General features: G+C 41.8%; 12 protein-coding genes and 2 tRNA genes. 8 read left to right on the top strand and 6 right to left on the bottom strand.

From position 1 onward, the window contains the following. Positions 1–9 precede the first annotated feature (9 nt). Both FFR00_RS09360 and nth read left to right on the top strand, forming a co-directional pair. The gene (locus tag FFR00_RS09360) at positions 10–693 is read left to right on the top strand and encodes an electron transport complex subunit E (RefSeq protein ID WP_137673136.1); all 684 of its coding nucleotides are present in this window, start codon (positions 10–12) and stop codon (positions 691–693) included. Continuing rightward, positions 690–1,325 (top strand): endonuclease III, encoded by a 636-nt coding sequence (gene nth / locus FFR00_RS09355; protein ID WP_137673135.1) that lies wholly within the window; start codon positions 690–692, stop codon positions 1,323–1,325. The genes FFR00_RS09360 and nth overlap by 4 nt, the downstream gene beginning before the upstream one ends. Before the next feature lie 35 nt (positions 1,326–1,360). Here nth and FFR00_RS09350 read toward each other — a convergent pair whose 3' ends face one another. Further along, positions 1,361–2,230: an OmpA family protein gene (locus tag FFR00_RS09350; protein ID WP_137673134.1), complete on the bottom strand. Its 870-nt coding sequence runs from the start codon at positions 2,228–2,230 to the stop codon at positions 1,361–1,363. Positions 2,231–2,350: 120 nt separating this feature from the next. On the opposite strand from FFR00_RS09350, the gene rnt reads away from it, so the two are divergent. The 4 genes from rnt (at position 2,351) to fabA (ending at position 7,033) form a co-directional block, all read left to right on the top strand. Then, entirely contained in the window at positions 2,351–3,004 is a 654-nt protein-coding gene (rnt, locus tag FFR00_RS09345) for a ribonuclease T (protein WP_137673133.1), read from the top strand. Positions 3,005–3,017: 13 nt separating this feature from the next. Next, positions 3,018–4,349 carry a Na+/H+ antiporter family protein gene (locus FFR00_RS09340; RefSeq protein ID WP_137673132.1) on the top strand — a complete coding sequence of 444 codons (1,332 nt, stop codon included), beginning with the start codon at positions 3,018–3,020 and terminating at the stop codon, positions 4,347–4,349. A 71-nt stretch (positions 4,350–4,420) separates the two neighbouring features. Further along, a complete protein-coding gene (locus FFR00_RS09335; RefSeq protein WP_137673131.1) occupies positions 4,421–6,418 on the top strand; it encodes an AAA family ATPase in 1,998 nt (665 codons plus the stop codon). A gap of 78 nt (positions 6,419–6,496) precedes the next feature. Further along, entirely contained in the window at positions 6,497–7,033 is a 537-nt protein-coding gene (gene fabA / locus FFR00_RS09330; RefSeq protein WP_137673130.1) for a bifunctional 3-hydroxydecanoyl-ACP dehydratase/trans-2-decenoyl-ACP isomerase, read from the top strand. A 45-nt stretch (positions 7,034–7,078) separates the two neighbouring features. Here fabA and rmf read toward each other — a convergent pair whose 3' ends face one another. The 5 genes from rmf to rlmKL all read right to left on the bottom strand — a co-directional run bounded on the left by rmf (position 7,079) and on the right by rlmKL (position 13,454). After that, on the bottom strand, positions 7,079–7,255 hold the full coding sequence (gene rmf, locus FFR00_RS09325) for a ribosome modulation factor (RefSeq protein WP_137673129.1): 177 nt from the start codon (positions 7,253–7,255) through the stop codon (positions 7,079–7,081). 146 nt (positions 7,256–7,401) lie between these two features. Beyond that, complete coding sequence (locus tag FFR00_RS09320; protein ID WP_161985136.1) at positions 7,402–9,201, bottom strand: DUF3466 family protein; 1,800 nt, start codon at positions 9,199–9,201, stop codon at positions 7,402–7,404. Positions 9,202–9,224: 23 nt separating this feature from the next. Further along, complete coding sequence (locus tag FFR00_RS09315; protein WP_137673127.1) at positions 9,225–11,120, bottom strand: ABC transporter ATP-binding protein; 1,896 nt, start codon at positions 11,118–11,120, stop codon at positions 9,225–9,227. Further along, on the bottom strand, positions 11,114–11,353 hold the full coding sequence (locus FFR00_RS09310) for a glutaredoxin family protein (protein WP_137673126.1): 240 nt from the start codon (positions 11,351–11,353) through the stop codon (positions 11,114–11,116). The genes FFR00_RS09315 and FFR00_RS09310 overlap by 7 nt, the downstream gene beginning before the upstream one ends. Positions 11,354–11,357: 4 nt before the next feature. Beyond that, a complete protein-coding gene (gene rlmKL, locus FFR00_RS09305; RefSeq protein WP_137673125.1) occupies positions 11,358–13,454 on the bottom strand; it encodes a bifunctional 23S rRNA (guanine(2069)-N(7))-methyltransferase RlmK/23S rRNA (guanine(2445)-N(2))-methyltransferase RlmL in 2,097 nt (698 codons plus the stop codon). Positions 13,455–13,615: 161 nt separating this feature from the next. Here rlmKL and FFR00_RS09300 point away from each other — a divergent pair. Then, a tRNA-Met gene (locus FFR00_RS09300) sits at positions 13,616–13,692 on the top strand. An 86-nt stretch (positions 13,693–13,778) separates the two neighbouring features. After that, positions 13,779–13,855 (top strand) — tRNA-Met (locus tag FFR00_RS09295). The last annotated feature ends 105 nt before the right edge of the window (positions 13,856–13,960 follow it).

Raw genomic sequence — 13,960 nt, 5'->3', positions numbered from 1 at the left:
GGATTTGAGATGAGTGAATATAAGAAACTAGCGTGGCAAGGACTCTGGAAGAATAACCCAGGTTTAGTGCAGTTACTTGGCTTATGCCCACTGTTGGCAGTGACCTCGACCTTAACTAACGCGATAGGTTTAGGTGTAGCCACCATGCTAGTGCTTATTGCTTCTAACACTACGGTTTCGCTAATTCGTAAATGGGTTGCTAAGGAAATACGTATTCCAGTGTTTGTAATGGTGATTGCGTCTTTTGTTACCTGTATCCAACTATTAATGAATGCCTATACCTATGGTTTGTATCAAAACCTCGGGATCTTCATTCCCTTGATCGTGACAAACTGTATCATCATTGGTCGCGCGGAAGCCTTTGCGGCACGTAATGAAGTAAAACCGGCTGCGTTTGATGGCTTAATGATGGGCCTAGGTTTTGGCTTGGTATTAGCATTAGTTGGCGCAATTAGAGAGTTATTAGGTAACGGCAGTTTATTCTATGGCGTCGAATTGTTGTTGGGTGATTGGTCGTCATTTTTGTATGTTCAGCTAGTCAATTTCGACGAACACTTTTTAGTTGCCATACTGCCGCCTGGCGCATTTTTGGTAATGGGGTTTATCATTGCTTTAAAAAACATTATCGACAGTAAAGTTAACACTAAGCAGCCTGACGAAGCCTCAAACATGGAAAGTACGCCTCAATCATGAACAAAGATAAACGTTTAGAAATATTAACTCGGCTCAGAGACAATAACCCAAAGCCTGAAACAGAATTAAACTTTGCATCTCCATTTGAATTACTCGTCGCTGTAACATTGTCAGCCCAAGCGACTGATGTTAGCGTCAACAAGGCCACTGATAAGTTATTTCCTGTGGCCAATACTGCTCAGCAAATATTTGATTTAGGTGTCGATGGCTTAAAAACCTATATTAAAACCATTGGCCTGTATAACAACAAGGCCATTAACGTCATTAAAGCCTGTGAGATGTTAATTAACCTTCATGGTGGCGAAGTACCAGAAAACCGTGAAGCACTTGAAGCACTTCCCGGCGTTGGTCGTAAAACCGCTAATGTTGTGTTGAACACTGCTTTTGGTTGGCCAACTATCGCAGTTGATACTCATATTTTCAGGATGGCGAACCGAACCAAATTTGCAATGGGCAAGAATGTCGATCAAGTTGAAGAAAAAATGCTAAAGGTGACACCAGCTGAATTTAAAGTAGATGTTCATCATTGGTTTATCTTACATGGCAGATATACTTGTATCGCGCGCAAACCTCGTTGCGGTTCGTGCATTATCGAAGATTTGTGCGAGTACTCCCCACCAAAGAAAAAGTAGAGCTTTAAGCTCTACTCCATCTTAAGTTCTAGTGCTTAAAGTAAATCTTTACCTAAGGAGATCACCACTCGGCGATTTCGCTCTCTTCCCATAGTATTATCGTTACGTGCTACATGGCGACGCTCACCATGACCTGACACTTCAATAACACTTTCATCTAAGCCACTAGATTTAAAGTAATCTCTAACTTTTGTTGCTCTTTTTTCTGATAGTTCTTGGTTAATCCATTTACCACCATAGCTATCGGTATAAGCATCTACTAATACCACATCAATCTCAGGGTCGTGTTTTACGTAATCACCGATTAGCTGCAAACGTTTTTTAGAGCGAGGAGTTAATTCATTACTGTTGGATTGATAGGTTAAAACCGTAAACGCAATGTCATCAAAAGAATAAGGTAACAAGCGCCCTACACACTTCAAAAAATCGTTATATTGGGTTTTGAAATTAATCGAGGAAATACCTACTGCGGTGGTGTTGTTATTAGCGTACCAATCATCGAAATAGAAGGTAGGCACATTACCATCTTCTAACTCGCTCAACATTCTCCAAGCGGGTTGCGCGTTTACATATCCATCAAACTGCTGGTAAAACGACAGTTCGCTGATTTTTTTTGAACTTGCACCTGGCTTCCACAGTGGAGGAACACTGCGTAAAGAAACTTGGTGAGTTTCAGCCGAAATTTTGTACATGTCGAGGTAGAAATCGAGATTTACGCTTTTAGATGCGCGACTAACAAAACTGGCAACGCCAAAAGCAGGAATGAAGTGATCCATTCTGCATTCAATTGGGGTTTTGTTTGAAATCACCCATGTCGAGTCATCAAGTGACGCGGTATAGTTTCGTACATTGGCTTGAGCCGACAATGCGCACAGCGCCAAAGGCAACAATAAATAACGTTTCATTAGCAGAAATCCTCTTTTCTCTACAAATTATCGGCATCTGGCCAATAATCTTTAAAGCAAATTCGCGATTCTTTGCCGCTTTTGTAATAATGCGCGCTTCCGTATTTAGTTACCCACATTATGACCATAACAGAACTCACTACCCAGCTAATGTCTAGCCGCTTTAGAGGCTATTACCCTGTTGTTATAGACATCGAAACAGCAGGCTTTAATGCAAAAACTGATGCCCTGCTTGAAATTGCAGCTTGTTTACTTAGCTTCGATGAAAACGGCCAATTGTTTGTACTTGAGAGTATTCAGTACAACGTCGCGCCCTTTGAAGGCGCAAACCTAGAAAAAGCGGCATTGGAGTTTACTGGTATAGATCCAGAAAACCCATTGCGTGGCGCCGTAAGCGAAGACTTTGCGCTAAAAGACATGTTTAAACCGATTCGCAAAGCGCTCAAGTCACACGGCTGTAATCGAGCGGTCATGGTTGCGCATAACGCGGCGTTTGATATGGGCTTTTTTAACGCAGCGGTTGAGCGTTGCAATATAAAACGAAACCCCTTCCATCCTTTTGTTAGCTTTGACACAACCAGTATCAGCGCTTTAGCCCTAGGGCAAACGGTGTTGGCCAAAGCGTGTAAAGAAGCGGGTCTAGCTTTCAATAACGAAGAAGCACACTCTGCCCTTTATGACGCACAAAAAACTGCAGAGCTATTTTGTTTAATTGTGAACAAATGGCAACACCTTGGCGGCTGGCCGCTTCCTCAGCAAGACGAACAAGACTAAATTGGAATTATAAATGTTAAACCCTGTGGTTATCTCGGTCTGCTTGATGCTGTTATTGAGCTTGTTAAGAGTGAATGTAGTACTTGCTTTGTCGGTAAGTGCTATGGTGGGTGGTTTGCTTTCTCATATGAGCTTAGCGGATACCATTGCCAGCTTTGAAGCTGGCCTAGGAGATGGTGCGCAAATTGCGCTCAGCTACGCATTGTTAGGTGCATTTGCAGTCGCAATATCACGTAGTGGTTTAACCGACCTTATTGCAAACAAAATTGTCTCTACAGTGGACAAAAACAGAGATAAACACCTATCTCGATTAAAATGGCTAATGCTAGTGGCTATTATCTTAATGGCTGTCAGTTCGCAAAACTTAGTACCCGTGCATATTGCTTTCATCCCTATTTTAATTCCGCCACTACTCGCGGCTTTTAATCAACTGAATATTGACCGGCGGATCATTGCCTGCTGTATTACCTTTGGCCTAGTGACCACCTATATGTGGCTGCCCTATGGATTTGGTAGTATCTTTTTGAATCAGCTTTTACATTCCAATATTGAAAGTGCTGGTTTAGTAATTGAACGCAGCCAACTGCCTAAAGCAATGACAATCCCAGCTATAGGAATGATAGTGGGTTTACTCACTGCAATTTTTGTCTCATACAGAAAACCTCGTCAATACAAGACTGTTGAGCTAATTCCAACTGAATCGGAAACACAAACATCAACACCCGTGAGCAAGGGCCGCTTGGTAATGAATGTTGTCATTATCTTATTGGCGCTTGCGATTAACGTTTATACCGAATCCATCATTATTGGTGCGCTTTGTGGCTTTTTAATGCTTACTACCGCCGCAGGATTACGCCCTCAAAGCAGCCAAGATTTATTCGTAGAAGGCGTTAAATTGATGGCCTTAATCGGGTTCATCATGATTGCCGCTAATGGTTTTGCCGGCGTGATGAAAGCAACCGGTGGCGTGCCTGAATTGGTAGCCAATGCGGGCCAAATATTAGGCTCGAACAAAATGTTTGCCGCAGCAGTACTTCTTATAATGGGACTGCTCATCACCATGGGAATTGGTTCGTCTTTCTCAACAATTCCGATTATTGCAGCCATATATGTACCACTTGCCTTGTCATTAGGTTTTTCTGAACTTGCAACGGTCGCTCTAGTTGGCACTGCAGCAGCGTTAGGTGATGCAGGGTCACCCGCTTCAGATTCTACACTAGGGCCTACAGCGGGTCTAAATAGCGACGGTCAGCACGACCACATATGGGATACTGTAGTGCCCACATTTTTACACTTCAACCTACCCTTGTTGGTTTTTGGTTGGATTGCAGCTATTGTCTTATAAGACGCTGTAACAAACTGTTTTAGCTAATAATTACTACACACAAAAATATGTATGTTTAACGGAAAGCCAATTTGACTGATTTAGCCCTATCGATTAAAAAGTTACGCCCTAGTTTTGATTTAAGCAACATTGAGCCTTGTGCTGAGTTGCAGTGGTCAAACCTAATGCCCGTGGCTAAAGCCAGTTTTGATTATTTTCTCGCAACAAATTTTGATAAATCACTCATGATTTGTCAGTCGCCGAGTTTTTTAGAAGAACAAGCTATCATCAAAAGCTTACTCAATAATGGTGATGCTAGGCGAGCAGCAAAAGCTTACGTTATGTTGGCTAACCCGGAGCAACTTAATCGACCTTTAAGTTTTGAAATTAGCGCTCAACAACTAACTGCTTTCAATCAAGCGATTGATGCCTTTGAAGAGTTATTAAACCAAGACTTTAGTGCTGAGTTGCTAGCGACAGAATTCGCTGAAGATATGCAATTTTTAGAAGAAAACAATAAACAGTCGCTAAGTTCAATTTTGCAAAAACTTGTGGATGAATCTTTTGAAACAGCTTTTGTTCAGATTCTAGAAAGGCTGTTTCGCTTCTTGCAGGAAAATCCTGAAAACGTTAACTGCAATGCTTATTACAAAGCGTGGGAAACCAATCACGCTGCGGTATTTTGCACGGATTTTAACCGGGTAAGTTTGTTTGGCCAATTACTTGCTCCTCATCCTAACTATCCATATGATTTAAATAACATCAATTTTGGGCACCTCCACACAAGCAACAATAGTGTATTAGTTTTAAATGCTGAAGATGTGTTAGCCGACCCTAAACTTTGGTTTGAACTAAAAGCTAGCTTTAAAGAGCAAACCCTTGCTTGGTCAAAAGTAGACGCAGATAAAACTTATTTGCAAGCTAGTGATTTACCTTTGCATATTAAATTGATTATTTCGGGTAATGCGATTGCCGTATCGGATTTGTATGAGCTGGACCCAGAGTTAAGCAAATTAAGCATTGCAGAAACAGAGTTATTGAGTGAAGTAAGCGTAAATGCTGACTCTGTTAATTGGTACCTAAGCCAATTAAATTATGAGTTAAAGCAATTAGATCTACCGCAATTGTCCCACGAGTTATACCAGCCGGTATTGTCTTTTGCAGCAAAACTCTGTGAGCACAACGCCTTACTGAGTTTGGGTTTAAACCAGATACTCAAACCTTTAAAGCGCCTTAATCACTTAGGCTTAGCACATAATGAGACTGGTTTTGAGCAAGCTTTATTAACCTTAGGCAACAATATTAACAGCCAGCAACGTTTTAGTGACCTGTCTTATCGAGACGGTCAAACCCACATTAGTTTAAGTGGTACACAAGTAGGTCAGATAAACGGCCTGTCGGTTATTGATTTTAATGGCTTAGGCCTCTCATTTGGAGAACCGATTAGGATCACGGCGAACGTTTTTCAAGGCGACGGGGACTTTACTGATGTAGAACGAAAATCTGAATTAGCGGGTAACATTCACGCTAAGTCAATGATGATAATTCAAGGGTTTCTGACTCAATTATTTGCTAAAGAACATCATTTCCCGTATTCCGGCAATGTAGTATTTGAGCAGTCTTATCATGAAATAGATGGCGATAGTGCCTCTCTAGCTGGAGCATTGGTTTTACTCAGTGCCCTATCTGAACTGCCAATTTTTCAACATATAGCCGTTACCGGCTCCTTAGACCAGCAAGGTAATGTACTCGCGGTTGGCGGGATAAACGAAAAACTAGAAGGCTTTTATCGAGTAGCTAAAACTAAGGGAGTGGATACTCCAGTAGCGGCTATCATTCCTAGCGCCAACTTAGGTCAACTAAATCTTAGTAAAGACTTATTAGACGCGTGTACAGATGGCCTGTTTAGCGTTTTTACAGTAGAGACTATTGAGCAAGCGGCTAAACTAGTATTTGGTGTGCCTGCAGGCGATCTTTATGAACCGGATTCGGTTTATGGAAAAATATTCAAACGAGTAAATATAGATGATGGAGAACCTAGCCTCCTAGCTTGTTTAATAAAGAGAATTACTCGTTTATTCAAACTCTGATAAATTAATTGGACATCGGACTTGTTTAGCGCACACGTGTTCGCTAAAGTATCGGCAAATTTTTTAAAGGTATTATCCATGACTCAGGTTTCGCAAAAAGAACTAGGCAAAACTAGTTACGAACGCCAAGAATTACTCGATTGTAGCCAAGGCCTTTTGTTTGGAGAAGGCAATAGTAAATTACCTGCACCCAACATGTTAATGATGGATAGAATCCTCAAGATTACGCATGAAGGCGGCGAGTTTGGCAATGGTGAGATTATAGCCGAGTTAGATATTACCCCAGATCTTTGGTTTTTTGATTGCCACTTCCCTGGTGACCCAGTAATGCCTGGTTGTTTAGGCTTAGACGCTATGTGGCAGTTAGTTGGATTTTTCTTAGGCTGGAGCGGTGGGCCAGGTAAAGGTCGTGCTCTAGGTGTAGGTGAAGTGAAGTTTACTGGTCAGGTACTACCTACTGCGAAGAAAGTCACTTACCGCATCAAAATGAAACGCGTAATTATGCGTAAGCTAGTGATGGGAATTGCTGACGGTGTTGTTGAAGTAGATGGCCGAGAAATCTATTCGGCGAATGATTTAAAAGTTGGTTTGTTCACTGATACTTCAAGCTTCTAAATAACTCTTTTAACCTAAAAAAGCCCTTTAAAAAGGGCTTTTTTTTTAGTTATTATCTAATCCTGAAACGCGTTCTTCAAGAGCTTCTCGCCAACCCCCATACCAATGACCCCTTGCGTCGGCCCCGCCGTAAGGACAAGTCTCTTTAGACCTTCCTGATAACCCTGCTTGATAACCTTTGGCATGCGCTCTTTCTAAACGATCGCGTTTTTGTCTTTTCATAGACTTCTTCCTCATCAAGATCAGAAAACAAAACAGGAGCCCTAGGGCTCCTGATCTACTATCGCTTAACAATTTACAAAGATCAAAAACAAATTTTTTGATTATTCGCTAACTATTTGATCTTTTTGTGGCACTAAAAAGACAAATTAGTGTTTTATGAAACGTCTCACAAAAACAACAGGTAAGAGCAGCAACGCCAACCAAAGGCTACTTGCACCTTTTCGCTCATACTTAACCTCTTCAATTTGTGGACACACCGCTAAATTATCAATATCGGTTACAGCAGGGTTTCTAACCAGTTTAAGTAATACCGCTCGTGGATTAACACCATTTACAAAGTCTTCTGCAGTCTCGTAGTGGTAACCGTTTGCAAAAATTTCACCCTCGTCGTTAATATGAGTAGCATACTCAAACCGATATAAAGGAATTTGTGGTTCACCATTTTGTTCGTAACACGTAAGCTGATTTAAGGTCCATGTGTAAGAAGAGTTTCCTTCTAGAAAGCGATTGTAATCTAAAATCATACCAGTTTGGCGACGGGTAGTGCCATTGTAAGAAGGCTGTTCTTCTCCGTCACCATCACGCCAACCAACGATTATTCCACTATCGTTAATATCGCTAAATTCACTATTGGCGCCCGAAAACGGTTTGTTTCTTAGCGGCCATCTAACTTCTTGATAGTTTTCAGAATTTTCCTCGTTGTCATAAACAAAACCTTCAACAGGACGGTTACGTGACTTAACTTCAACATAGCGCAAGTTACCAACCACTAGAGACTGGTTGTTAATTGCGTTTGCCCAAGTATGGGTAACAGAATCTTCAAACTGATCATTATCTCCATCAATCGCAATATTAGGGATCTTGGTAAGTTTGTAGGTTCCATCTCCATTATCGGTGTAAAATGTCGCGCGGCCTCGCGAACCATTTGTACTGTCAAAGACGTCGTCCGAAGAAATGCCAACAAACACTTCTCCATTATAATCTTTAATCAAATTGAAATTCGGTGCATTACCGTATCTAGAGCGCACGTAACCATCTACGAAGAGCTCTCCTGTAACTTGATCACCATCTAGGGCATCTGTAATGTCCCATGCCCAGGCTTGAGTATGAAAACCAGAACAGCGGTAATAGTTTTCTCTGTTACCAGTCTGACACTCGCCAAAACTATCAGAATTTGAATAACTGACACTAGCTAATCCAATGACCAGTGTTCGACCATCTTTCTCAATGATTTGTAAACCTGAAGACAAGCCACCTTTGTCGTCTGCTAAATCTCCACTGCTATTAAAAGCAGTAGGTAACAATGTAATTTTAGCCTGAGTAGACAAATTGTAAGCGAAACCGCGCTGAATAAAGTCTCGTGCATAGCTGGAGCCAGTATCGCTTGTGAAGGGCGAAGAATCGTACCCCACGGCCCAACCTAACTCCCCATTAATACTATTTACTCGAGTATCCGTAGTATAAGTATCGTTACTTATATCATCGAAAACATAGAGTTTTTCATTAACGGTATCCCACGTCGGTAACGGTGGTATGTTTTTTCCATCTGTATGAGCCCCAGAAATATTCCTTTCGCTTATAAAAGCTAATACATTCGATTTATACAGTTTACTACTTTGGTCTCTTAGTCTGTCGCGATACAACTCGTAAAAGCTACCTGTCCCGTAATAAAACAAATTACACACTTCGCTCGCATATTGGCAGCCATAATCATAGGTAGTGCGGTCTGAAAAATCATAAAAGCGAAATGGACTTCTAAAGGTTAACGCATTACCCGCTACATAGTTACCGTCTTCACTTGCTGCGGTTACGTTGATGTTGCCATCACCTTCTGCAAGCCCGTTAGCCGCTTCTAAGGGAATTTCTTCAATTAAGTAATAAGATTCGGTTTGCGCAGCATGACTAAACCCTGCTGACAACAATAAAGGCGCGAATGCTAAGCTCAATGAGCAATTTAAAATAGACTTCTTCATGAATTTTTTAGTTCTTCCAATTCTTCCCAACGCGAATAGAGGTTTTCTAAAGCCTCTTCTGCACTGGCTAAACTATTTAGTGTCTGTTGAACCAGATCCTGTTCTAGGTTAAAAAACTCTGGTTCGTTAACATCGAGCTGTAGTTTTTCAACTAAGTTTTCCGCAGCTTCCAATTTTTCAGGTAACTGGTCAAGTTCGAGTTTTAATTTATATGACAGCTTCTTAGTTTGTTTACCTACACGGTTTACAACATCAGATTTTTCTGTCGACTTTATTGGGGCTAGTTTATTTTGGCTTTCTATGTAGCGCTCTACTTCCGAATAACCACCCACATAAGTACTCACGTTACCTTTGCCGTCAAAATGCCAAACATGGCTAGCGGTATTGTCAATAAAGCTACGATCGTGGCTTACTAACAACACAGTACCAGGGTACTGACTGACCAATTCTTCTAGTAACTCCAGCGTTTCGACATCCAAATCATTGGTTGGTTCATCTAAAACCAGCAAGTTAGCGGGCTTTAAAAATAGTTTTGCTAACATCAAACGATTTTTTTCCCCCCCAGACAGCGCTTTAACCGGGGTAAATGCACGTTTAGGGTGAAACAAAAAGTCTTGCAAGTAGCCCATAACATGGCGCTTTCCGCCATTAATTTCGACTTCTTGCTTTCCGCCAGCCAAATTGTCTAAAAGTGTTTTATCGGGGTCTAGCTCTTGGCGATATTGGTCGAAATAAGCAACGCTTAACTTTGTGCCTACTTTTACACTCCCCCCACTAGCAGTTAGCTGTTCAAGTAAGATTTTAATTAAGGTAGATTTACCACACCCGTTTGCGCCAACTAAAGCAATTTTATCGCCTCGCATAACCAATAAGTCTATTGGCGAGATAATGGGATAATCGTCATTCGGGTACGAAAAGGTAAGCCCTTCTGCTTCAAATACGATTTTACCTGACCGCAAACCATCGTCGATTTGCATTTTAGTATTACCTTGGCGATTAACCCGCTCACTACGTTCGTTGCGCATTGCTTTCAAGGCACGCACTCGGCCTTCATTGCGAGTTCTTCGCGCTTTAATGCCTTGGCGGATCCAAGACTCTTCTTCGGCTAGGCGTTTGTCAAAAAGGGCATTTTGCTCTTCTTCTACTCGCAACCATTCAGCTTTACCTTCTAAATAAGTGTCGTAATTGCCTGGCCATGAGGTTAAAACACCTCGGTCAATATCAACAATTCTAGTGGCAATTTTGCGAATAAATTCCCTGTCGTGACTGATAAATACGATGGTGGCTTTGAAGTTAAGTAAAAATTCTTCTAACCACTTAATTGTTGTGATGTCTAAATGGTTGGTAGGCTCATCTAACAACAATATATCGGGTTCACCAGCCAGCGCTTTAGCAAGAGCCACTTTACGTAACCAACCGCCAGAAAGACCTTGCAGTGGTGCATCACCATCCAACTTCATTGTAGTGAGAACACGTTGTATTTCACTGTCAAACTTCCAACCATCTACAACATCAATTTCATGTTGTACTTGCTGCATCCGGTTGAGCTGTTGATCGGTCGCGTTTTCATCGATATTCGACGTTAAATGATGAAACTCGCTAAGTAGCTTACCAATATGTGGTTTGCCTTCTGCGACGTAATCAAAGATGCGTTGCTCGCTGGCTTCAGGTGGATCTTGCTGCAAGCGCGTAATAACAACGTCATTGACTAATTGACGTACGCCAGAATCAAGTAAGACCGCACCTTCGATAACTTGCAATAAAGTACTTTTACCAGCGCCATTGCGCCCTACTAAACACACTCGTTCAGCTTTGTTTATCTGTAAATTAGCTTTGTTTAGCAAGGGAGTATCCCCATATGCTAACAACGCATCTTGTAGGTTTACTAACACGTACAGCTCTCTATAAATTGTTCTAACTGGCTGGCATCGAATGGCCAATTAATTGTTTGCTGACTAGGTTCGTGACAAAGCACCGGAATACTGTAGCGAAACTGCTCTACCAAAGACTCATCGTCAATAATGTCTTGTTCAGTTAATGCATGAATATTGGGGTTCGCTAGAATCAATGCTCTAGCGTCCTCACACAAATGGCATCCGTCGGTACTATATAAAACCCAAGTCATACAACTAATCCTTGTGAATCATCCAACAATTGTGGATTTGTTTATTTCGTTCGAAGTCAGGCGAAAGCGACTGACTTGAGATATTTTCGGCAGATAAGCCTAACTTAGCCAGTCCGTCTTTATCCATTTTAAACTGGCGTTTGTTGTTTGAAAAAATCAGTTTGCCGCCAGGATTTAACAAGCGAGAAACCGAGGCCAATAAATCAATGTGATCTTTTTGTATATCAAACACTTCTTCCATTTTCTTGGAATTAGAAAAAGTAGGAGGATCAAGGAATATTAAATCCCAGCGCTGTGATATTTGGGTCTTCAGCCAAGCCATACAATCAGCTCGAATAAACTCATGTTTATTAATGGGTAACTGATTTAACCGGAAGTTGTCTTTGGCCCAGTTAAGGTAGGTATTCGACATATCTACTGTGGTGACTTTAGATGCTCCGCCAATAGCAGCATGCACACTTGCTGACCCAGTATAGGCAAACAGGTTTAGTACCGATTTGCTTTTACTGTTTTGCTGAATATAGTGGCGCATGTTGCGGTGGTCGAGAAACAAGCCAGTATCTAAGTAATCGGTTAAGTTAACGTAAAACTGCGCGCCATACTCCTGAACAACAAAGCGCTCTTTTTCATCGCTGTTACGTTCATACTGCTGGCGACCTTTCTGTTGCGAACGCTGTTTGATAACTAACTTGTCGTTGGCTACTAAATCACTTTGTAATAAGCCAGTAAGCAAATCCATTAAACGGCGGCGAGCTTTAGCTGGCTCAATAGTTTTTGGCGCTCTATATTCTTGAACAATGACATAATCATCGTAGCAATCTACTGCTACGTTATATTCAGGCAGATCTGCATCGTATAAACGGTAACAAGTGATGTCGTCTCGCTTAATCCACTTTTGCAGTTTCTTTTTATTTTTTAGTAATCTGTTAACAAAGTCTTCGGCGTATTTACGTTGCGAGCCTTGCCCGCCCTCGCCTATTTGATAGATTTTCAGTACACAGTTGAGTGCCCCGTTAAGAAACTTATATTGCTTGTCACTGCGTAAACGTAAGTAATCCAGTAATTCAGGTGCTGCGGTAAACAAAGATAAGCGCCAGCCAGGGTAATTCTCTCTTACGCTGGCGCCAAAGGATAAAAACAAGCCGATAAGTTTGGTTAACTCGCCCAGGCGCTCACCATAAGGAGGGTTAGATAGAATCAAACCCGGTTCATTAGGTGCTGCCGGCAAATGTGCTGCATCATGAACGTGAACGGAGATAATATCGCTTAAACCTGCGCGCTCAATGTTAGCTTTAGCTACGGCTACCATACGTCTGTCAATGTCGTAACCAATCAAACGTTGCTTACAGTTGGCCAAGCCCGTTTCTGCACGAGCATTTGCATCTGCTTGAATATCGCTCCATGCAAATTTGGCAAAATTGCTTAAACGTTCAAAACCAAAACTACGATTAAGGCCTGGCGCAATGTCTGCTGCTTGCATCGCAGCTTCTATAAGAATGGTACCTGAGCCACACATTGGGTCGATAAGATACTTCTCTTGCCAATTACTTCTGGTGACCAATGCAGACGCTAAGTTTTCTCGAACTGGCGCTTCACCCTGCTCGGTACGGTAACCACGGCGGTGTAACGATGCACCAGATAAATCAATAGAAATAGCCAAGTACTTGCTTGCCAAGCGCACCACTATTCGTGCGTCTTCATCGGTTTTAGCTACGTTAGGACGAGATCCCACTGTTTTATTAAACTGATCAACAATGGCGTCTTTAACTTTTAGTGCGCCAAACTGGCTATTGTCTATATAGTGGTTGGTTCCACTGCAATGCACTGAAAATGTTTGATCGACGTTGAAATACTTATTCCAAGGTATCGAATATGCGGCTTGGTAGAGTTCATCTACGTTGTCGGCTTGGGTTTCAACCAAACGTAACAGGATACGCGACGCAACACGTGACCACATACAAATTTTATAAGCCGTTGGCCAATCACAGGTAAAACTCACACCGGCAACCGTTTGTTTGCACTCTTGTGCGCCTAACGCCTTTAATTCATCTAAACATAAGCTTTCTAAACCTTTAGCGGTCGAAGCGAAAAAATCAGCCATTTTTATACTCTATTTATTTAACCCGAGGATTATACCTGTTTTAGTACGGATCAGTAGTAAAAGCCTCATACGGATAAATAATCGGCAATCAACAACATTTAGCAAATAATCTCTTGTAATATCGAAGCTCTCTGCGTACTATCCGCCCCGCATTAAACGGACGCGGGATGGAGCAGTCTGGTAGCTCGTCGGGCTCATAACCCGAAGGTCGTTGGTTCAAATCCAGCTCCCGCAACCAATTCTTGGTGTACTAAGAATTGCCTAGTTCGAATAGCTAGGTCCAACAATTATTCAAATCACTTAACTATTTTAGTTAAGACCGGACGCGGGATGGAGCAGTCTGGTAGCTCGTCGGGCTCATAACCCGAAGGTCGTTGGTTCAAATCCAGCTCCCGCAACCAATTCTTATTTCGATAAGTATTGCTAGTTTGAATAGCTAGGCCAACAATTATTCACAATCACTTAGCTTTTTTAGTTAAGACCGGACGCGGGATGGAGCAGTCTGG

The organism is Agarivorans sp. Toyoura001, assembly GCF_005405585.1.
Taxonomy (GTDB): domain Bacteria; phylum Pseudomonadota; class Gammaproteobacteria; order Enterobacterales; family Celerinatantimonadaceae; genus Agarivorans.
This window is presented reverse-complemented; position numbering and strand designations above follow the sequence as displayed.

Excerpts from the sequence above, each read along its gene's own strand:
- FFR00_RS09350 (WP_137673134.1), bottom strand. The coding sequence starts at position 2,230 with ATGAAACGTTATTTATTGTTGCCTTTGGCGCTGTGCGCATTGTCGGCT.
- rnt (WP_137673133.1), top strand. The coding sequence starts at position 2,351 with ATGACCATAACAGAACTCACTACCCAGCTAATGTCTAGCCGCTTTAGA.
- nth (WP_137673135.1), top strand. The coding sequence starts at position 690 with ATGAACAAAGATAAACGTTTAGAAATATTAACTCGGCTCAGAGACAAT.
- fabA (WP_137673130.1), top strand. The coding sequence starts at position 6,497 with ATGACTCAGGTTTCGCAAAAAGAACTAGGCAAAACTAGTTACGAACGC.
- FFR00_RS09310 (WP_137673126.1), bottom strand. The coding sequence starts at position 11,353 with ATGACTTGGGTTTTATATAGTACCGACGGATGCCATTTGTGTGAGGAC.
- rmf (WP_137673129.1), bottom strand. The coding sequence starts at position 7,255 with ATGAAAAGACAAAAACGCGATCGTTTAGAAAGAGCGCATGCCAAAGGT.
- FFR00_RS09360 (WP_137673136.1), top strand. The coding sequence starts at position 10 with ATGAGTGAATATAAGAAACTAGCGTGGCAAGGACTCTGGAAGAATAAC.
- FFR00_RS09340 (WP_137673132.1), top strand. The coding sequence starts at position 3,018 with ATGTTAAACCCTGTGGTTATCTCGGTCTGCTTGATGCTGTTATTGAGC.
- rlmKL (WP_137673125.1), bottom strand. The coding sequence starts at position 13,454 with ATGGCTGATTTTTTCGCTTCGACCGCTAAAGGTTTAGAAAGCTTATGT.